We start from the raw sequence: 19,521 nt of genomic DNA on the forward strand, positions 1-19,521 counted from the left end.
GAGCCTTGGATCATGACAAGGCATCGGACCGCGATCGTCCTGACTCTGCTCCTCGGCCTCGGAGCCACCGCGACCGTCACCCCGGCCGTCGCCGCGCCGCCCCCTCGGTCATCTCCGTCCGTCGTCGACGCGCTCGACCACGCCGCCCACCACTTACGGACCGTCGAACCGGGCGGCGACACCCGGGACTTGAGCCCCCTCGACCGGATGATCGGCGGCGCACGGGTCGTCGGCCTGGGCGAGGCCACCCACAGCTCGCACGACTTCTTCGCCCTCAAGGACCGCGTCTTCCGCCACCTGGTGGAGAAGAAGGGCTTCCGCACCTTCGCCCTGGAGGCCAGTTGGAGCACCGGACTGCGCCTCGACGACTACGTGGTGCACGGCAAGGGGGACCCCCGGCGCATCATGCGGGAGGAGTTCCAGCGCGACTACCTGTGGTGGAACAACGCGGAATACCTCCAACTCGTCGAGTGGATGCGGTCGTACAACACCCACCACCCCGACGACCCCGTCCGCTTCATGGGCGACGACCTCGCCTGGACGGGCCGCGAGGTGTACGACGAGGTCACGGACTACGTGGCCGCCACGCACCCCGAGTCGAGCGCACGCCTCGACGAGCTGTACCGCGGCCTGCGGCCCGACGTGTCGACGGGGACGTACATCGAGAGGTACCTGAACAAGCCGTACGCCGAGCGCATGGACATGGCGCGGCGCACCGGCGAGGCGCTTGACCTGCTGCGACGGCAGGCGCCGGGCACGGACCGGAAGGCCTACGAGTGGGCCGTGCAGCAGGCCACGGCGATCGACCGGACGGCCCGGCAGTACGCCTTCGACTTCGAGGACCCGGCCCAGCTCGCCGAGTCGATGCGCTACCGCGACGAGGCCATGGCCGCGAACACCGTCTGGTGGCAGGAGCACACCGGCACGAAGGTGCTGCTGTCCGCGCACGACGCGCACATCGGCTATGTGACGAGCGAGCCCGCCCGCTACCCCAAGATGCAGGGTGCGTTCCTGCGCGACCGCCTCGGCACGAAGTACATGAGCGTCGGCCTGACCTTCGACCGGGGCTCGTTCAACGCCACCGGACCCGACGGGGCCATCCACCGCTGGACGTTGGGCCCGGCGCCCGCGGGCAGCAACGAGGAGACCCTCGACCGGGTCAGGGCCCGGGACTACGTCGTCGACCTGCGCTCCGTCGGTTCACCGGCCCGCGAGTGGCTGGCGGGAGCCCGGTCCACCCGCACCATCGGCACCGACTACCCGGACGGCCCGTACGACATCGCCCTCGCCCGCACCCACGACGTCCTGATCCACCTTCACCGGGTGTCGGCGGCCCGGCTGCGGGACCGGTAGCCGGCGACCTTGGCCAGGTTGCCGCAGCGCTCCATGGAGCACCAACGTCGGCGCCGGGCCTGGGAGTCGTCGAGGAACAGCAGTGAACAGCCAGGGTTCTCGCACTTCTTGACCCGCTCCAACAGGGGGCCGCCCACCAGGAGTACGGCGTCCCGGGCGACCGTGGCCAGCGCCGCGCGGGCCGGGTGGCGTGAGGTCCAGCGCACGGGGCCCAGCTGGGGGGCGAGGTCCGGCCGGGCGGCCAGGTCGTTGACCCGCTGCACGTCGGCCGCGTCCGGTCGGCGCCCGTCCATGGCGGCTCGCAGGACGCGGTGGATCGCCTCGCGCAGGACCCGGGCGTCGACGAGGTCCCGGGAGGCGACCCGCACCGGTTCGTCGCTCGCGGCGAGCTCCGCCTCCGTGATCCAGCGGGACAGCGCGGCCGTGTCCGGGATCCGCTCCAGCGGGGTGGCATGCCGCCGGCCCAGCGTCGCCACGAAGTCCAGGCAGGGGCGGCCACCGATGAAGGGGAAGGCGAGTGCCGGGTCGGCGGGTACGGGGGCGCTGCTCATGGGGGTGAGGGTACACCGGTTCATGCGGTGTCGTATCCGGATGTCTGTATCTGGGCGCCAGCCCTTGACACTGGTTGAAGTGGTGTCGGATGGTGACACCACTTCAACCGGTGTCAGTCGTCTCGGTGGCTGCGGCAGGAAAACAGGTGCGGTATGCGTGCGGTACGGATCGACGAGTTCGGCGGGCCCGAGGTGCTGGTGCCGGTCGAGATGCCCGACCCCGTGGCGGGGCCCGGACAGGTGCTGGTGCGGATCGCGGCGGCGGGCGTGAACCGCGCGGACGCGCTGATCAGGGCCGGGCTCTACCACCGGGCCGGGCGCCCGCCGCTGATCCCCGGGGTCGAGGCGGCGGGGATCGTCGCGGCCGTGGGGGAGGGGGTGAGCGAACTCGCCGTAGGGCAGCGGGTGATGGCGCTCGACGGGATCAGCGCCCCTGGGTTCTATGCCGAGTTGGCGGTGGTTCCGGCCGAGCGGGTGACCGTCCTGCCGGACGGTCTCGGCCTGACCGAGGCGGCCACGCTGCCTGTCGCCTGGCTCTCCGCCTGGTACTGCCTGCGGAGCCTCGCCCGGGTCACCAAGGAGGACACGGTGGTGGTGAAGGCCGCCGCCAGCGGCGTCGGAACCGCGGCCGTACAGATCGCCGCCGAGACCGGGGCCCGGGTGATCGCACTCGCGGGCTCGGCCGAAAGGGCCGCGTGGGCAGGGGAGTTCGGGGCCCAGGACGTCCTTGACACCTCCGCGTTTCCCGACGACGCGGAGGTCGAGGAGATCCTGCGACTGACCGACGGCCGCGGCGCCGACGTCGTCCTGGACACCGTCGGCGGCCCGGCGTTCGGGCGGAGCCTGCGTGAGGTGGGGCACGGCGGCCGGGTCGTCGCGCTCGCCAACGTCGCGCTGGAGCCCAGCACCGTCGACACCCGCGACTTCTATCCGAAGAACGCGGCGATCCTCGGCTTCCAGCTCACCAACCTCCAGATCCACGGCTATGACCCCCGCGCGGACCTGCGTGAACTGGCCGAACGGGTCGCCGCCGGGGCCTATCGCGTGCCGGTGGAGACCGTCGTACCCCTCGAAGAGGCACGGGCCGCGCACGAGCGGCTGGCGAGCCGGGACAACCGGGGGAAGATCGTGCTGGCGGTGGCGGATCTCTGAGGGGCGGTCGTCGGACGTACGGCCCTGTCGGCGTCAGACGTACAGCTTGTCCAGGAAGTTCGACAGGTTGCCCGTCGTCCGGGCGACCTGCTCGGCCAGGGTCAGGCTCTCCTCGAAACGCGCGCCGCTCCGGGAGATCTTCTTGCCGCGTACGTAGAGGGAACACGCGAGGTCGGCGCACATGTACAGGCCCACGGAGTTCCCGTCACGGCCCGCCTGGCCGGCCTTGCGTGCGGTCATGAGCGAGACGCCGCCGCGTGGGTGGGTCGTCAGGCACAGTGAGCACATGCTGCGGTGCATGTAGCCGTGCTGTGCGGGCGGGAAGCGCAGAGTCACGCCCACGAGCCCCGCCTCACGCTCCATGACCAGATAGCTCCGGTCGGGCGCCCCGGGATCGCGCCAACCGAGGAAGTCCAGGTCGTCCCAGGGGTGTTGGTCGAGGTCACGGGGGACCGCGAGGCGTTTGGCCTCTCCCTTCGAGCAGTTGACAAATGAGTTGCGGATGTCGGGCGCGGTGAGTGATCTCATGGGTGGGGCTCCTGCGATCGAGGGCGAAAACCTAGGGCTCCTAGGTTATGGGCAATGGTATATAGCTTCAGTGAGGGGAAGCCAATGGATTTCGGGCACGTCGGGTCGTCGCGGGCGCGTCGGGCGCTGGGTCATGTCGCGACACGCTCGGCGGGGCCGACCGTCGCCCCGCACCTCCGGATCACCCTGAACTTCCATCCCGACCGCCTCGCGGGCGACCTCCCCGTCCTCCTGCGGCTGGCCCAAGACGGCGCCTACCACTCGCAGTTCGTGACGGGCACCAGCAACGGCGGCCTCACCGCGCACCCCGGCGGCGACCGCTGGCGCTGGGAGAGCCGGATCTTCGGCGGTTCCTACGACGATGCCGTCGCGCACGACCGACCCGTGTACGGCGCCCTGAACTTCCGGCACCAAGTGGTGGGCGCCGCCCCGCGGTTCGGCTCCTCGCACTTCCGGCTCGCCCCGGCCGCCCTCGCCCGCGCCACCTTCTGCTACCCCGACAGCGCGGCCGAGCCGACCGACTTCGGCGTCGCCGCCGGCATGTCCCTCATCGCCCAGGCCGAGGCCGACGAGCAGGACGCCCTCGACGACTACATCGAGGCACAGGTGCACGGTGGCGTCGGGCTGGTCGGGGACGTGGAGGCCCTGGTCCTGGACGCGAGCTACCGGGGGACACCGGTCGAGGCCGCGGCGGAGCACCTCCCGTGCGCCGTCGAGTGGCACCCGGGGTACGTCCTGTCCGTGCCGGAGCTGCGCCGGCATGCCGACTATCGGGGCCAGGAGTACGTCGACCTCGGCGCCCGGATCGCCGAAGGCGGCCGCGTGGACCCACGGATCATCGGCGATGCCGCCCGCACCGGCCTCTACGAATTGCAGGACCTGAAGAAGGTCTGGCACACGCTGGCTCGATTCGGCGCGCCGGAGGGCGCGGGAACGGCGAACGGGGCGGGAGTTTCGGCAGGGCCCGCGGAGGGCCGGTCGGAGTCGGTGGCGAGCACTCCGCGAGGGGCTGGGAGCCCGCCGCAGGAGACCGCGAGCCCGCGCTAGCCGGCGCCCGCGTCCGCGTCCGCCCCACCCACCGGTACCGGCGGCTACACCCCCGCCACAAGCACCCCTTTCGCATAGGCCCGCGCCACCAGTTCCGTCCGGTTCGTCGCGCCCCACCGGGCTGACAGCCGCCGCAGGTGATACGTGACGCCGTCCGTGGTGAGCCCGGTCTCGCGGGCAGCCTTGGCGGTGGTCGCGCCACCGGCGAGCAGCGCAAGGATCCTGCCCTCCATCGGCGTGACCGGAGTGCCCCGCGCCGATGACTCCGCGCTCGGCTCACGCTCGCCGAGGACGCGCAGCATCACCAGCAGGGCGGGGCGACCTACAACTGCCAGAGCCCCGACAGCTTCCGCAGGACCGCGAGGGTCATGCCACCGCAGGCGGCGGCGTCCGTCATTTCGCTGCCTCGTTGATCGTTCACGAAGATCGGTCTACCAACTCGTCTTGCTGTATGAGTGCCAGTGCCCGCCGTTGCCACCCCGCGGCGGATGGCCGGCGGGCTCGGTACAGCGGACGCTCGTACGCGGGTGCTCGGCCCAGCAGTAGCCGTGACCGTGGAGTCCGCCGGGAAGCTTCGTCCTTCTCACCTGGCGTCTCCGGTCTTCGCAGTATCACGGCGGCCGTGGCACACACAGCCGCACCGCAGGGTCTGGATGGGTGCCTCCCAGGAGGGCGCGCCCTGTCGGCGGATCATCTTCGTCCCGGGACACAGACTGCATGCCTTGAGGTGACACTCCGGGGTGCTCTCGGTACTCATGGCCGGTCGGCGAACGGCACCAGGTGGTAGGTGTCGCGGCACGGGCCGCAGGCGAAGAGGTTCCCGGCTCCGCTGGGACCTGATCCCGCCTCCGTCACCTGAATCAGCCGGACGCCCTCGCTCATCCTCTTGTGCCAGGAGCAGTAGCCGTAGGCGGTGGGCGTCAGAGAGCTATATACGTTCGTACCTTGCGGCATGTCGGCGCTCCTCAAGGCGTCCGGTCACTCCCCGTGGAGGCGACCGCCTCTTCGGGGATCGTTCGTCACTCCGGACGCTAGGAGCGCGATCTGCGCCACCTCCAGCAATGTTCACAGATGTTCACAAAAATCATTCTCGGCAGGTCGTTTGCCCCAAGGCCCTCTTGACGAGTACGCCCAACGACGTGAACGTGTGTACATCCGTGTACACCGACGCTGCCGGAGGCGGCCATGTCACTACGGTTCATCGGAATCGACCCGAACACCGGGCAGGGCGAGAGCCCTACTGTCTGGGTCGACGACAGCAAGAGCGAACTCGTCATCCAGGGGTGGAAGCCCGACACGACGACGCAGGCGGAATGCGCCGCCTTCACGGTCCCCGGCCACGCGGTGGGGATCCCGGACAACGAGCAGGTCGTGCGGATCCCGGCCCGAATGGTGCCCATCATCAGGGAGGCGTGTGATGCCGCAGAGCGTGCCGAGCTTTGCTGACCTGATTGACAGCGCCACCGAGTCCGCCGTCCACCTGGAGATGCGGGACAGCTACGGGGTGGCCACCGAAGCCGACGCCCTCGAACGGTGGCGCCGCACAGGGGAGGTGGACACCGACCCCGACTCCCCGTACTGGACACCGTGGACCGAGCTGGTCCGCCGGACGGTCGCCCGGGGCGTGCCGGTACGCCGTGCCCGGATCGTTTCCGAGCCGGTCTCCGACTACATCCGCTACGAGCACGCCGGCACCGTCGTGAACATCGCGGCGGGCGAGCAGGTCCGCTGGCTTCCGCGTCGGCACGCCAGCACCATCGCTCTGCCCGGCAACGACTTCTGGCTGATCGACAGCCAGCTGATCCGCTGGAACCATTTCACCGGCGACGGTGGCAGCGCTCCCGGCGAGATCAGCGAAGACCCGGCGGCGGCACGGCTGTGCGCCGACGCTTTCGAAGCCGTGTGGGCTCGGGCTATCCCGCACGACGAGTACAAGATCAGCTGACGCGAACGAAGGGTCCGGCCGCACCACATGGCAACCTCCCCGTCCTCCTCGGCGCAGGCTGCGCGCCAACGCGTCGCGCGGCGCCTGCGTGACCTGCGAGCGGACGCAGGGCTGACCGGGACAGAGCTGGCCGAGCGCTGCGGCTGGACCCACCCCAAGACGTCCCGCCTGGAGAACGGCCGTACACCGCCCACCCCCGACGACATCCGCCGCTGGTGCCAGGCATGCGGCGCCGACGACCAGGCCGCCGACATCGTCGCCCAGTCCCGCGATGCGGAGACGGCGTACATGGAGTGGCGGCGGCAGGTACGCGCCGGACTCAAGCGTCTGCAGGACAGCTACATCAGCCTCTACCGCGGCACCGCACTGTTCCGGATCTACTCGCCCACGCTGGTGCCCGGTCTGCTTCAGATCGAGGGCTACGCGCGCGCCATCCTGTCCGGCGTCGCCGCCCTCTACGAGGCGCCCGACGACTCCGACGAGGCCGCCGCCGCCCGCATGGAGCGGTCGAAGATCGTGCACGAGCCCGGACACCGGTTCGTCATGGTGATCGAGGAGAGCGTGCTGTACCACCAGCTCGGCGACGCCGACACGATGGCCGCCCAGCTCGGCTACCTCCTGACCGTCGGCGCGCTGCCCTCTGTGTCGCTGGGCGTCATCCCGCACGCCGTGCAACGGACGGTGTGGCCGCAGGAGTTGTTCCATGTGTACGACGACCAGCTCGTCTCGGTCGAGCTGATGTCCGCCCGCGTCAGGGTCACGCAGCCTTCCGAGGTGGCGCTGTACGTGAGGGCGTTCGAGCAACTGCGCGGTATGGCGGTCTACGGGGCGGAAGCCCGAGCGCTGATCGTGAAGGCCATCGAGGCGCTGCGGTGACCGGCACTGACGCCGAGCTGATCAGTGATGGCCCTGGCGCTCAGGCTCCGAGTACGCCGGATCATCTGGCGCACCTTGATCCGGCGCGCGTCGATGGTCAGCGGCTCACGGGTCTGGCTCATCGTGCGTCACCCTCCACTGCGAGGGTCAGCAGGGCGATGGCGACCTCATACCGGCCGATGAGACGGCACAGATCCTTCTCGTTGAGATCCTCGTAGTTAAGGCCGTCCGTCTCGACGAGCAGCTGGCGCGCGACGGCTACGTGGTGGCGAGCGGCCTCGTCGAGCACACAGCGGCTGACGGGTACGTTTTCCACGGGTCTGGCCTTGATCAGTAAGGATCCGGATCAAGGCCCCGGGGTGGTGGTGGGCTCACCGTTCGGGGCCGCCGCCGTCTCACACGTGTCTCACGGACTGTGTGCGAGTTGGCGGACTTGGAGCCTCTGACCTGGACGTTGAGTGGTCCTACGGACTCACGCAAGCCCTGTTGGACGCTTTCGACTGCACAATCATGTAGTGCACCGGCACAGGCCGCCGCCCCCGGTCGACCAACCTGGATCGCAGTACTCCCGTACCGCGAAAGGCAGTTGTCGCGCCATGCCCCCCACCGCACTGCACCCCCACACTTCCGACGCCCCTCACACGCCCTCCGGGGTTCCCGTCGTCGACGTCACCGCCACCGGACCCGGCCGCACGCCGATCCAGCAGGTCATGGCCCTTATGCGGGAGCACGGGCCGGTGCTCGTGCGGCGGCTGCACGGGCGGGAGACGCTCTTCGTCGGCGATCTCGACCTGGTGGCCGACCTCGCCGACGAGAAGCGGTTCGCCAAGCATGTCGGGCCGGCTCTGGAGAACGTGCGGGAGTTCGCGGCCGACGGGCTGTTCACGGCGTACAACGACGAGCCCAACTGGGCCAGGGCGCACGACATCCTGATGCCCGCCTTCGCGCTGGGCTCGATGCGTACCTACCACCCCGTGATGCTGGAGGTGGCCCGTCGGCTCATCGCCTCCTGGGACCGGTCCGCCGGCACCGGGCAACCGGTGAACGTGCCCGACGACATGACCCGGATGACTCTCGACACCATCGGGCTGGCCGGGTTCGGTTATGACTTCGGGTCGTTCGGGCGGGACGAGCCCCACCCGTTCGTCGAGGCGATGGTCCGCTGCCTGGAGTGGAGCATGAACCGGCTCGCCCGCACCCCGGGTGAGGACCACTCCGCCGCCGACGCGGCCTTCCGGGACGACTCGGCCTACCTCGCCCAGGTCGTCGACGACGTCATCGCCTCCCGCACCGGAACAGGAGCCGGCGCCGAGGGCGATGCCGAGGACCTGCTCGGGCTGATGCTCACCGCCCGCCACCCCGTCGACGGCAGCAGGCTCGACACCGCCAACATCCGCAACCAGGTCATCACCTTCCTGATCGCGGGGCACGAGACGACCTCCGGCGCGATGTCCTTCGCGCTGTACCACCTCGCCAAGGACCCCACCGCGCTGCGGCTCGTCCAGCGTGAGGCCGACGCGCTGTGGGGCGACCGGGCCGACCCCGAGCCGACGTACGAGGAGGTCGGCAGGCTGACGCACACCCGCCAGGTGCTCAACGAGGCGCTGCGGCTGTGGCCGACGGCCGCCGCCTTCAGCCGGCACGCGCTGGCGGACACGCTGCTCGGCGGGCGGATCCCGCTGCGTGCCGGGCAGGCCGTCACCGTGCTGGCGCCGATGCTGCACCGGCAGCCCGTCTGGGGCGACAACCCCGAGCTGTTCGACCCCTCGCGGTTCACCCCGGAGGCCGAGGAGGCGCGCTCGGTGCACGCCTTCAAGCCCTTCGGTACCGGTGAACGCGCCTGTATCGGGCGGCAGTTCGCGCTGCACGAGGCGACCATGCTGCTGGCCATGCTGGCCATGCTGGCCATGCTGGCCATGCTGGTCCACCGCTACCGGCTGCACGACCACGCCGACTACGCGCTGCAGGTGAAGGAGACCCTCACCCTCAAGCCCGAGGGCTTCACCCTGACCCTGACCCCGCGTACGGCCGCCGACCGGGAACACGGCCCGCTCCCGGGCGTGATGCCCGCGACATCGGAGGCCGTGTCCGCCCCGGACACCCTCCCCGCCCGCGTCCGCCCCGGCACCCGCGCCCTCTTCCTGCACGGCAGCAACTACGGCACCTGTCGCGAGTTCGCCGCCCAACTCGCCGACGAGGCGGCCGAGATCGGCTGCGAGACCGAGGTCGCGTCCCTCGACGCCTTCAGCGGCGGCCTGCCCACCGACCGGCCCGTCGTCATCACCGCCGCCTCCTACAACGGCCGCCCCACCGACGACGCCACCGCCTTCGACGCCTGGCTGGAGGAGACGCACGAGCTGACCGACGTCACCTACGCCCTCCTCGGCGTCGGTGACCGCAACTGGGCGGCCACCTACCAGTATTTCCCGACCCGGATCGACGAGCGCCTCGCCGAACTGGGCGCCGCCCGCCTCGTCGACCGCGTCGCCGCCGACGCCTCCGGCGATCTCACCGGCTCCGTAAGGGAGTTCACGACCCGACTGCGCACGGCCCTGCTGGAGGAGTACGGCGACCCGGACGCCGCCGCCCCGGCCGACGACGAACCCACGGTCGCCTACGAGGTCCGCACGCTGACCGGCGGCCCCCTGGACGCCCTCGCCGAACGGCACGGACTCGTCCCCATGACAGTCACCGAGGCCCGCGACCTCACCGCCCCCGGACACCCGCGCCGCAAGCGCCTGGTCCGCGTTGCCCTCCCGGACGGCACCGCCTACCGCACGGCCGACCACCTCACCGTCCTGCCCGTCAACGCCCCGGCCCTCGTCGCCCGCGCCGTCACCGCACTCGGCGTCGACCCGGAAGCCGTCCTGGACATCCGCGCGACCCGCCCGCGCCGCGACGGACTCGCGGTCGACCGGCCTTTGACGGTACGTCGACTGCTCGCGCGCCACGCCGAGTTGCAGGAGAGGCCGACCCCGGCCCAGCTGGCCGCGCTCGCCGCCGCCAACCCCTGCCCGCCCGAGAGGGCCACCCTCGCCGCGCTCACCGCCGACGACCCGCGCACCCTCGTCGAGGTGATCGAGGACCACCCCGCGCTGCGCTCCACCCTGACCTGGCCGCAACTCCTGGAGATCCTCACCCCGCTGCGCCCCCGCCACTACTCCGTCTCTTCCTCGCCCGCCGTCGACCCCGGCCACGTGGACCTGATGGTCTCCCTGCTGGAGGCCCCCGCCCGCTCCGGCAACGGCGTCTACCGGGGTACGGGGTCGGGCTATCTCGCCGACATCGAGCCCGGCGACACCCTGTACGCCCGGATCCAGCCCTGCCGCGAGGCCTTCCGTATCGACCCCGGCGACACCTCGACCCCGCTGATCATGGTGGCTGCGGGCACGGGCCTCGCGCCCTTCCGCGGTGCCGTCGCCTACCGCACCGCCGCCCGTGCCACCGGCACCGAACTCGCCCCGGCGCTCTGCTACTTCGGCTGCAACGCGCCCGACGCGGACTTCCTGCACGCCGAGGAACTGCGCGCCGCCGAGACCGCCGGAGCCGTCTCCCTCCGGCCGGCCTTCAGCACCGTCCCGGCGGGCGGCGTGACCTTCGTACAGCACCGCATCGCCGCCGAGTCCGACGAGGTCTGGGACCTGCTCGGCGCCGGGGCCCGCGTCCTTGTCTGCGGTGACGGATCACGCATGGCACCGGGTGTGCGGGACGCGTTCCGTACCCTGTACCGCAACCGCACGCCCGGCGCGGACGGGACGGCGGCCGACAACTGGATCAACGGACTGATCACGGACGGACGTTACGTCGAGGACGTGTACGCCGCCGGCTGAACCGAACGGGGAGAGGTGGGCGCACAGTGACGGACACCTGGGAACGGGCCCGACGCGTACTGGAGGCGGCCGGTATCCCACCCGAACGGCTCGCCCGCCTCACCCCCCTGACCGGCGGCACCTACAACTCCGTCGAGGACCTCCGCCTCACCGACGGCGCCCGTTACATCCTGAAGGTCGCCCCGGACACCGAGGGCCTGCACCACGAACGCCGACTCCTCGTCTCGGAGGCGGAGTTCTACGAGGGGGCGGCGCACGCGGACGTACCGGCCCCGCGCGTCGTGGCGGCCGGCGGACCGTGGCTGCTCATGACCGTCTGCCCCGGCCGGCCCTGGGGCGACTTTCTCCACGCGGACGAACAGGTGGACCTGCGCACGGAGTTGGGCCGCCTGGTGGCCCGTCTGCACCGTGTCACCGGACCGGGCTTCGGCTATCCGTCCGGCGCCCTCGGCCCGCTCGCCCCCGACTGGCGAGCGGCCTTCACCGGCATGCTCGACGCCGTCCTCGACGACGCACGCCGCTACCGGCCCCGACTGCCGCGCCCCGTCGACGAGATCGCCCGCACGCTGCGGACCGCGTACGACGCGCTCGACGAGGTCACCGCCCCGAGCCTCGTCCACTTCGACCTGTGGCCGGGCAACATCCTGGTGGACCGCTCGACGCCCCGCGCGAGCATCGGCGGGCTGATCGACGGGGAGCGCATGTTGTGGGGCGACCCGCTCGCCGACTTCGTCTCCCTGGCGCTGCTGGGTGACATCAGGAAGGACGAGGCGTTCCTCGCGGGCTACCGGGAGGCGGGCGGCCGGGCCGAGTTCGACGTCCCGGCACTGCTGCGGCTCGCGCTCTACCGCGCCTACCTCTACCTGATCATGCTCACCGAAGTGGTCCCGCGCGGCGGGGACACCGGACCCGACAGCTGGGTCCAGGATGCGGTCGCCCCAGAACTCATCGCGGCGCTGGACCATATCGAAGAGCTCCGCACTACGTCCTGACTTCCCCCTTGTCTTACCTCACTACGTGAACTAAGGGTTGGTCGAAAGTCGCGCCGGGCCTGCTCCGAGGGGTATGTTGCAGGTCGAACCGGGTTAGAAGGGAGCCACATGGCGGGGCGCAACGGGCGAACGGTGCGGGACCTCAGGCGAGCCAACCGCACGGCCGTGCTCCAGCGGCTCTACTTCGACGGACCCCTCAGCCGCTTCGAACTCGGCCCGGCGACCGGACTCAGCTCCGGCTCGGTCAGCAATGTGGTCGCGGACCTGATCGCCGACGGACTGGTCGAGGAGGCCGGCAGCGTCGACTCCGACGGCGGCCGCCCCCGCACGCTGCTGCGGGTCGCCCCCGGCAGCGGCCACATGATCGGCGTCGACGTCGGCGAAACCCGGGTGCGCATCGAGCTGTTCGACCTCACCCTCACCGAACTCGCCCGTGCCGAACGCCCGTTGGCGAAGCAGCGCTACGAGGTCGAAGTGATCGTCGGCCACATCCGCGACGGCGTCGACGAGGTGCTCGCCGCCGCCGGCATCGACCCCGAGCAGCTCCTCGGCGTCGGTATCGGCGTCCCCGGCATCGTGGAACGCACCCCGGAGCGCGGGGCCGTCGTGCACGGGCAGACCATCGGCTGGGACGCGGTCCCGCTGGAGAGCCTGCTGCGCTCGACCTCCCAACTCCCGGACGCCGTCCCGTACTTCATCGACAACGGCGCCAAGACCCTCGGCCAGGCCGAGATGTGGTTCGGCGGCGGACGCGGCGCGCGCAACGCGATCGTGGTCCTGTTCGGCTCCGGCGTCGGCGCCTGCCTGGTCACCCCCGAGGTGGAGCACGGCCGCGCGGTCGAGTGGGGGCATCTGACGGTACGGGTCAGGGGACGCCGGTGCCGGTGCGGCGCCCTCGGCTGCCTGGAGGCCTACGCGGGCGCGGAGTCCCTGCTCGACCGGTGGCGCGACGAGGGCGGCCGGCCCCCCGAGGGCACCGACGAGGAGACCGCGATGACCGCGATGCTCGCCGCCGCCTACCCGGCCGAGGGCACGGAGGCCGACCCGGTGGCGCTCGCCGTCCTGGAGGAGACCGCCGAGTACCTGGGCGCGGGCCTGTCCGACCTGATCAACCTCTTCCAGCCCGAGCGCATCCTGATCGGCGGCTGGGCGGGTCTCCAGCTGGGCTCCCGCTTCCTGCCCGCCGTACGCCGGCACGCGATGTCGTACGCGCTGCGTTATCCGGCGGAGAAGGTGACCGTCGAGCTCGGCCTGCTGGGCCCGGACGCGGTCACCGTCGGTGCCGCGATCCTGCCGCTCGCGGACTTCTTCGCCCGCGGCGGCCGACGCGTCGAGCCGGAGCCCGAGGGTCCGGCGCCCGCCTGGCGCACGGCACTTGAGGAACGCGCTCCGCACTGAGGTTTCGGCCGGCCGCCGGGCAGGTACCCGCGTCCCTCGACGACCGAAGGAGTGCACCGTGGCCGACGAACACCACAAGGGTCCGGACGGCGGGCCCGTACCCCGGGATCTGCCCGACCAGCAGGCGCGCGAGGGCGAGGACCCCTGGGAGGCGGCCCCCGGCGCGGACGCCTGGGACGGCGCCGCCGAGGACGTCCCCGACACCGACGAGGCGGGCACGGGCCGGCAGGGCGCCGCGCGCCCCGCGACGGTCCATCCCGAACACCCGACACCGGACGAGTCCTCCGCCTGAGCCGACGCGGCGCATGACGGCGGAGGGCATCGATCCCTGTCGTCAGAACATGAACGTCGTCAGACGGCGAAGGCGTTCACGCCGGTCAGTTCCGCCGACAGATCCCACAGGCGGGCCGCCTGCTCGGGGTCCGTCGCCCAGGCCTTGACGCCGACCCGCTCGTCGTCCGCCGGGGCGGGCTCGGCGACGTCGCAGTCCTCCAGATAGACGCCGCCGAGGTCGTCCAGCTGGGGCGAGGTGGCCGCCCACACCTGGGTGGCCGCGCCCTGCTCCGGGGACTTGAAGCCCTCCGGCTTGAGCGGGTTGCCGTCGGCGTCGATCCAGCCGCGCTCCACCATCTCCTCCTTGGCCAGGTGCCGCTGGAGAGGCGTGAGGATGCCGCCCGGGTGGAGCGAGAAGGCGCGGACCCCGGCGTCACGGCCGAGGCGGTCGAGGTGGACGGCGAACAGGACGTTGGCGGTCTTGGCCTGGCCGTAGGCCTCCCACTTGTCGTAGCCGTGCGTCCACTGCACGTCGTCCCAGCGCATGCCGGCGGCGTGGTGGCCACGGGAGGAGACGGAGACGACGCGGGCGCCGCCCGGCTCTATCGCCGGCCACAGCCGGTTGACGAGGGCGTAGTGGCCGAGGTGGTTCGTCGCGAACTGGGCCTCCCAGCCCGGTCCGACGCGCGTCTGGGGGCAGGCCATGATCCCGGCGCTGCCGATGAGGATGTCGATCGTGCGGCCGGAGGCCAGGAAGCGCTCGGCGAAGCCCCGCACGCTCTCCTGGTCCCCGAGGTCCAGCTCGTCCACCTCGACGCCGTCGAGGCCCGCCAGCGCCTCCTCGGCGGTCGCCCGGCGGCGCGCGGGGACGACGACATGGGCGCCCGCGTCGGTGAGCGCGCGGGTGGTCTCCAGGCCGAGGCCCGAGTAGCCGCCGGTGACGATCGCGAGCTTTCCGGTCAGGTCGATGCCCTTGAGGACCTCGTCGGCGGTGCTGGTGGCGCCGAAACCGGATCCGATCCTGTGCTGTGCAGTGGTCATGTCCGAAACGCTACGGATTGGAGTGCTCTCGAAGTCAAGCGGAACCGGCGCGACCGCCCCCCGGACATGGGGAAGCCCCGACCGGACGGGGGAATCACGGTCGGGGCGGCCAAAGGGTGGGCACGGATGGCGGTCGCCTCTCGGCGAAAGGCTCCACAGGGCTTCAGCCGAACGATCGTCCCTGTGGGCAAAAGGTGAGGCCCGGGGACACTGTCCCATCCGCACCCACGTGTTGTTCAACGGGCAACCTCCCCGTGGTGTTCCTGGCCGCGTCCGGATTCGGGGTGACGTGTGTCACCGCTCTCGGCTCCAGGTCAGCAGCGCCTCGGCCGACCACGTGTTCACCACCCGTTCGGCGGCCACCGCGCACTCCTCCGCCCGTGCGCAGCCGAGGATCTGCCAGTCCAGCTGGCCGGGCGCGTGGGCGTCGGTGTCGACCGAGAAGAGCACTCCGGCGTCGACGGCCTGCCGCAGCAGTCGCCGCGGCGGATCCAGCCGCTCCGGACGGCTGTTGATCTCCACGGCCGTACCCGACTCGGCACACGCGGCGAACACCTCGTCCGCGTCGAACTCCGACTCCGGACGGGCGGAACCCCCGTTCCGCCCGATGAGCAACCGCCCCGTGCAGTGCCCGAGGATGTCCGCGTGCGGATTGCGTACGGCGGCCACCATGCGGCGGGTCATCGAGCGGGCGTCCATGCGCAGCTTGGAGTGCACCGAGACCACGACTACGTCGAGGCGCTCCAGCAGCTCAGGTTCCTGGTCCAGGGAGCCGTCGTCGAGGATGTCGCACTCGATCCCGGTGAGCAGCCGGAAGGGCGCCCAGGAGACGTTGAGCTCCGCCACCACGTCCAACTGCTCGCGCAGCCGCTCGGGCGACAGGCCGTTGGCCACGGTCAGCCGGGGGGAGTGGTCGGTGAGCACCGCCCAGTCGTGCCCGAGGCGGGCCGCCGTGCGGCCCATCTCCTCGATCGGGCTGCCGCCGTCGGACCAGTCGGAGTGCAGATGACAGTCCCCGCGCAGCAGCTCTCGCAGCCGCTCCCCGCCACGGGGACGGGGTTCGGGCTCGGCCTGCTCCAGCTTCGCCAGGTACTCCGGCACCTGCCCGGCGAGCGCTTCGCGCACCACCTGGGCCGTCTTGGGGCCGATGCCCTTGAGGGACTCCAGCGTCCCGGCGGCCGCCCGCTCGCGGATCTCGTCCTCGGGCAGGTCCGCCAGCACCCGGGCGGCGCCGCGGAAGGCGCGGACGCGGTACGTCGGCGCCAGGGACCGCTCCAGCAGGAAAGAGATCCGGTCCAGTGCGTCCAGGGGATCCACGGCGGCCTCCTAGGGGGATGAATCGGCAGATTCGCGACTCCGGAATGAGCTATCTACGCTCTATTTCATGACCGAAATCGCGAGCCCGCACATCTCCCACCCGCGGATCCTGGTTCTCGGGGTGCAGCCGGGCACACCGCCGTTCCGGATCGTGGAGATCGACGGTCTGGTGGTCGGCGAGGCGAAAGCCGTCACCGACGTGCTGGAGGTCGCCGCCGTCTTCGGCATCACGGTCCATGACATGGACGATCCGGAGGTGGTGCGGTGGGTCGGCGGCGACAAGTTCACCTGGCGGCTGCGCTAGCCAGGGCCTGACCGCCGGATCAGGCCCTGGGTCGTCGGCTTCGGGTCAGCCGACCGTCCACTTCTGGTTTGCGGCGCCCGAGCAGGTCCAGATCTGCAGCCGGGTGCCGTTGGCGGAGTTGTTGCCGGTCACGTCCAGGCACTTGTTGGCCTGTGGATTGACGATGTCGTTGGCCGAGCTGACGGCCCACTTCTGGGCGGCGGAGCCGTTGCAGTCGTAGAGCTGGGTCGTGGTGCCGTCGGCGGTGGCGCCGCCGGTCACGTCCAGGCACTTGCCGAGCGCGCGGATCGTGCCGTCGGAGCCCACCGTCCACTGCTGGGCGGCGGATCCGTTGCAGTCGTAGAGCTGTACGGCGGTGCCGTTGGCGGAGCTCGCCCCGGCGACGTCCGCGCACTTGCCGGCCAGGCCCCTGATCGCCCCGCCGCCGGAGGGCGTGTCACTCGTGGTCACCGAGACCGAGTCCACCACCAGCTGGGCCGGGAAGGCCGTGGAGCTGTTGGGGTCGCCGGGCCAGTAGCCGCCGACCGCGAGGTTGAGGATCAGGAAGAACGGCTTGTTGAACGCCCAGGTGTTGCCGCCCACGTCGGCGGGCGTGCGCGTCTGGTAGACGACGCCGTCGACCGACCACTTGATCGAGTTGGGCGCCCAGTCCACGGCGAAGGTGTGGAAGGCGTCCGCGAAGGCCTGGCCGTTCGACAGGGTGTAGCCGGCGCCTATGCCGGCCGAGCCGGAGTAGCCGGGGCCGTGGATGGTGCCGTGGACCGTGGAGGGCTCGAAGCCGACGTTCTCCATGACGTCGATCTCACCCGAGTTGGGCCAGCCGACCGAGCCGATGTCGGTGCCGAGCATCCAGAACGCGGGCCACATGCCCTGCCCGCGCGGGATCTTCATCCGGGACTCGACATGCCCGTACTGCGCGCTGAACTTCCCGGAGGTGTTCATCCGGGCCGAGGTGTACTGACAAGTCCCGTACCAACACTGGTAGTTGGCCGGGTTCTCCTTCTTGGCCGTGATCACCAGGTGGCCCTGGCCGTCCAGGGCCGCGTTGTTGGCGCCGGACGTGTAGTACTGGCGCTCGTGGTTGTTGACGTTGTCGCCGGTCTCCAGCGACCACCTGGAGGAGTTGACGGCGCTGCCGGCGGCACCGTCGAAGGTGTCGGAGAACACCGTCGCGGCGGCGGAGACGTCCGAGGCTGAGGCGGAGACATCCGATGGATCCGCGTGCGCCGCGCCGGTCGCGGCGGACGCGACCAGCACGGCGGACAAGGCGGCGAACAGGCATCTGCGGAGCAGGCGTGGGGAGGCCACGTCTCTGTCCTTCCGTACGGCGGCCGAGCACAGAGGTGAGCCGACCGAGTGGGGGGGTGAAGGCTTCGCCTGTTGATTTAAGGAGTGAGATAAGGGGGAGTCAATACTTTGGTACGGACCAATTGTTGACAATCAAGAACCCGGACGGCCGGATTCCGTTCCCCCGCACGTCGGAGGGCTAGGCCCCCTTCGACTCCTTCGCCGACTTCTCCTTCTCCGCCCTCCGCTGGGCCGACCTCACCTTGCGCGGCTGGCGCCTGCGCGCGTGCACGACCCGGCCCATCCGCCGGCCCAGCAGGAGGTAACCGATCAGCGCGCCACTGGTGTTGAGGATGACGTCGTCGATGTCGAAGGCGCGGCCGGTGATGAGCGCGCCCTGGGCGAACTCCACCAGCAGCATGACGACGGCCGTCAGCAGGAGCACGCGCAGTAGCCCGCGGGCCTTCGGGGCCAGGACGGGGATGAGGACGCCGAACGGGATGCCGAGCACGACGTTGCCGCCGATCTGCTTGACGGCGTCCCGCAGGGCGGGTTGGTCGAGATAGGCCTTCAGCGAGCGGCCCGGATGGAGGTTGGTGTGCACGAGAGCCGTCGACGCGGGCGACGGCTCCAGTGTCAGCCGGGCCAGCACCACGGCGAACGCCACCATGAACCCGAAGGCGCACAGCATCGCCAGGAGGCGGATCGGGAAGGGCACGACATGCCGTTCGACGGTGGCCGGCTGCTCCTCGCCCTCAGTCTTGGCGGAACGCAGACGCCAGCCGGCGCGCGGTCGTACGACTGTCCGGGCCATTCAGTCCTCCGGTCTTCAACACTCTGATGTGGAAGGGCGGTTACCCGCGAACCCTCCGAGGATGCCGTGCGCCCGCCCCGATCCGGAGAGGATCAGGATGCGAAGGTGACGTGCACCACCTTGAAGCCGAGGGAGTGCAGCAGACCCTCGAGCATGTCGGTGGTGTTGGTCTCGGCGCGCTTGGTCAGGCCGCTGTCCTTGGCCGCGTCGCCGATGTGCTTGACCGCGAGTTTCTGCACGGCCTGTTCACTGTTGGGGTTGTCCGAGAAGAAATCGCCGAGTCGGTCCAGGAGCCCGCGCTGCTTGGACACGGCGTAGGAGCGGTCCGGGTTCAGGGCGGGCTTGCCCAGGGCCGCGTGCGGCAGGTTGAGCGTGGCGGACGTGCGGTCCTTGTTGACCGTCACGTCGTCCTTGCCGACCTTGCCGAGGTCGACATAGGCCTCGACGGTGCCCGCGCCCACGTACAGGACGCGGGAGCCGCGGATCGCGTCGGGCAGGTACTTGGTGTCCTTCTCCAGGTCCACGACGACCTGGAAGTTGCCGGACGCGGCGTCGTAGCGGCTCATGTCCTGAATGGACTGCAGCAGGGTGGGTCCCGAGCGGTCGGTCGTCTCCGTACCGAACAGGTCCTTCAGACCGGGGATCACACTCAGCGTGACCCCGATGAAGAACACCGCGAGCACCAGTACTACGGCGCACACCGCTTTGACCCAGCCCGGCATCCGCCGGGACACGCGCCTGATGGGAGTCGTCATGGTGACGGCCCTCCTTCCTAGTGACCGGATGCCCCCCAAAAGCCTTGTCAGACCGCCC

Annotated in this window: 20 protein-coding genes and 1 pseudogene; 11 read left to right on the forward strand and 10 right to left on the reverse strand. The window is 70.8% G+C overall.

What is annotated here, in order from left to right; all coding sequences use genetic code 11:
- The first annotated feature begins 12 nt into the window (after positions 1 to 12).
- Positions 13 to 1,353 (forward strand): erythromycin esterase family protein, encoded by a 1,341-nt coding sequence (locus tag M2283_RS05295; RefSeq protein ID WP_280874842.1) that lies wholly within the window; start codon positions 13 to 15, stop codon positions 1,351 to 1,353.
- Here M2283_RS05295 and M2283_RS05300 read toward each other — a convergent pair.
- Complete coding sequence (locus M2283_RS05300; protein WP_280874843.1) at positions 1,317 to 1,904, reverse strand: CGNR zinc finger domain-containing protein; 588 nt, start codon at positions 1,902 to 1,904, stop codon at positions 1,317 to 1,319. The two genes, M2283_RS05295 and M2283_RS05300, sit on opposite strands and share 37 nt — an antisense overlap.
- Positions 1,905 to 2,057: 153 nt before the next feature.
- On the opposite strand from M2283_RS05300, the gene M2283_RS05305 reads away from it, so the two are divergent.
- Positions 2,058 to 3,056, forward strand: a complete 999-nt coding sequence (locus tag M2283_RS05305; protein ID WP_280874844.1) for a quinone oxidoreductase family protein — start codon at positions 2,058 to 2,060, stop codon at positions 3,054 to 3,056.
- Positions 3,057 to 3,089: 33 nt separating this feature from the next.
- On the opposite strand, the gene M2283_RS05310 is transcribed toward M2283_RS05305, so the two are convergent.
- Positions 3,090 to 3,584: an FBP domain-containing protein gene (locus M2283_RS05310; protein ID WP_280874845.1), complete on the reverse strand. Its 495-nt coding sequence runs from the start codon at positions 3,582 to 3,584 to the stop codon at positions 3,090 to 3,092.
- A gap of 84 nt (positions 3,585 to 3,668) precedes the next feature.
- Between M2283_RS05310 and M2283_RS05315 the strand changes: the two genes are divergently transcribed.
- Positions 3,669 to 4,631, forward strand: a complete 963-nt coding sequence (locus M2283_RS05315; protein ID WP_280874846.1) for a DUF3626 domain-containing protein — start codon at positions 3,669 to 3,671, stop codon at positions 4,629 to 4,631.
- 44 nt (positions 4,632 to 4,675) lie between these two features.
- Here M2283_RS05315 and M2283_RS05320 read toward each other — a convergent pair.
- Both M2283_RS05320 and M2283_RS05325 read right to left on the reverse strand, forming a co-directional pair.
- Positions 4,676 to 5,038 (reverse strand): annotated as a pseudogene (locus M2283_RS05320) (LuxR C-terminal-related transcriptional regulator); the annotation flags it as partial.
- Positions 5,039 to 5,384: 346 nt separating this feature from the next.
- Positions 5,385 to 5,585, reverse strand: coding sequence for a hypothetical protein (locus M2283_RS05325; RefSeq protein WP_280874847.1), 201 nt, complete (start codon positions 5,583 to 5,585; stop codon positions 5,385 to 5,387).
- A gap of 231 nt (positions 5,586 to 5,816) precedes the next feature.
- On the opposite strand from M2283_RS05325, the gene M2283_RS05330 reads away from it, so the two are divergent.
- The 3 genes from M2283_RS05330 to M2283_RS05340 are packed head-to-tail and all read left to right on the forward strand — an operon-like array spanning position 5,817 to position 7,452.
- Entirely contained in the window at positions 5,817 to 6,077 is a 261-nt protein-coding gene (locus M2283_RS05330) for a hypothetical protein (RefSeq protein ID WP_280874848.1), read from the forward strand.
- Positions 6,049 to 6,576 (forward strand): DUF6879 family protein, encoded by a 528-nt coding sequence (locus M2283_RS05335; protein WP_280874849.1) that lies wholly within the window; start codon positions 6,049 to 6,051, stop codon positions 6,574 to 6,576. The genes M2283_RS05330 and M2283_RS05335 overlap by 29 nt, the downstream gene beginning before the upstream one ends.
- Positions 6,577 to 6,603: 27 nt before the next feature.
- Positions 6,604 to 7,452 (forward strand): helix-turn-helix domain-containing protein, encoded by an 849-nt coding sequence (locus tag M2283_RS05340; protein WP_280874850.1) that lies wholly within the window; start codon positions 6,604 to 6,606, stop codon positions 7,450 to 7,452.
- 118 nt (positions 7,453 to 7,570) lie between these two features.
- Here M2283_RS05340 and M2283_RS05345 read toward each other — a convergent pair whose 3' ends face one another.
- Positions 7,571 to 7,768 carry a hypothetical protein gene (locus tag M2283_RS05345; RefSeq protein WP_280874851.1) on the reverse strand — a complete coding sequence of 66 codons (198 nt, stop codon included), beginning with the start codon at positions 7,766 to 7,768 and terminating at the stop codon, positions 7,571 to 7,573.
- Between the two features lie 280 nt (positions 7,769 to 8,048).
- On the opposite strand from M2283_RS05345, the gene M2283_RS05350 reads away from it, so the two are divergent.
- The 4 genes from M2283_RS05350 (at position 8,049) to M2283_RS05365 (ending at position 13,964) form a co-directional block, all read left to right on the forward strand.
- Positions 8,049 to 11,282 (forward strand): cytochrome P450, encoded by a 3,234-nt coding sequence (locus tag M2283_RS05350; RefSeq protein ID WP_280874852.1) that lies wholly within the window; start codon positions 8,049 to 8,051, stop codon positions 11,280 to 11,282.
- Between the two features lie 26 nt (positions 11,283 to 11,308).
- Positions 11,309 to 12,274 (forward strand): phosphotransferase family protein, encoded by a 966-nt coding sequence (locus M2283_RS05355; RefSeq protein ID WP_280874853.1) that lies wholly within the window; start codon positions 11,309 to 11,311, stop codon positions 12,272 to 12,274.
- 108 nt (positions 12,275 to 12,382) lie between these two features.
- Positions 12,383 to 13,672: an ROK family transcriptional regulator gene (locus M2283_RS05360; protein WP_280874854.1), complete on the forward strand. Its 1,290-nt coding sequence runs from the start codon at positions 12,383 to 12,385 to the stop codon at positions 13,670 to 13,672.
- A 58-nt stretch (positions 13,673 to 13,730) separates the two neighbouring features.
- Positions 13,731 to 13,964 (forward strand): hypothetical protein, encoded by a 234-nt coding sequence (locus tag M2283_RS05365; RefSeq protein ID WP_280874855.1) that lies wholly within the window; start codon positions 13,731 to 13,733, stop codon positions 13,962 to 13,964.
- Positions 13,965 to 14,023: 59 nt separating this feature from the next.
- On the opposite strand, the gene M2283_RS05370 is transcribed toward M2283_RS05365, so the two are convergent.
- Positions 14,024 to 14,986, reverse strand: coding sequence for an SDR family NAD(P)-dependent oxidoreductase (locus M2283_RS05370; RefSeq protein ID WP_280874856.1), 963 nt, complete (start codon positions 14,984 to 14,986; stop codon positions 14,024 to 14,026).
- 294 nt (positions 14,987 to 15,280) lie between these two features.
- A complete protein-coding gene (locus M2283_RS05375; RefSeq protein WP_280874857.1) occupies positions 15,281 to 16,303 on the reverse strand; it encodes a PHP domain-containing protein in 1,023 nt (340 codons plus the stop codon).
- Between the two features lie 67 nt (positions 16,304 to 16,370).
- On the opposite strand from M2283_RS05375, the gene M2283_RS05380 reads away from it, so the two are divergent.
- Positions 16,371 to 16,607: a hypothetical protein gene (locus tag M2283_RS05380; protein ID WP_280874858.1), complete on the forward strand. Its 237-nt coding sequence runs from the start codon at positions 16,371 to 16,373 to the stop codon at positions 16,605 to 16,607.
- Between the two features lie 45 nt (positions 16,608 to 16,652).
- Here the strand turns inward: M2283_RS05380 and M2283_RS05385 are convergent, their stop codons facing one another.
- The 3 genes from M2283_RS05385 to M2283_RS05395 all read right to left on the reverse strand — a co-directional run bounded on the left by M2283_RS05385 (position 16,653) and on the right by M2283_RS05395 (position 19,463).
- Positions 16,653 to 17,915 (reverse strand): ricin-type beta-trefoil lectin domain protein, encoded by a 1,263-nt coding sequence (locus M2283_RS05385; protein ID WP_280874859.1) that lies wholly within the window; start codon positions 17,913 to 17,915, stop codon positions 16,653 to 16,655.
- Between the two features lie 178 nt (positions 17,916 to 18,093).
- Positions 18,094 to 18,708 (reverse strand): VanZ family protein, encoded by a 615-nt coding sequence (locus tag M2283_RS05390; RefSeq protein WP_280874860.1) that lies wholly within the window; start codon positions 18,706 to 18,708, stop codon positions 18,094 to 18,096.
- Positions 18,709 to 18,800: 92 nt separating this feature from the next.
- Positions 18,801 to 19,463, reverse strand: coding sequence for a DUF4230 domain-containing protein (locus M2283_RS05395; RefSeq protein ID WP_280874861.1), 663 nt, complete (start codon positions 19,461 to 19,463; stop codon positions 18,801 to 18,803).
- Positions 19,464 to 19,521: the final 58 nt, after the last annotated feature.

The organism is Streptomyces pseudovenezuelae, from assembly GCF_029892565.1.
Taxonomy (GTDB): Bacteria; Actinomycetota; Actinomycetes; order Streptomycetales; family Streptomycetaceae; genus Streptomyces; species Streptomyces pseudovenezuelae_A.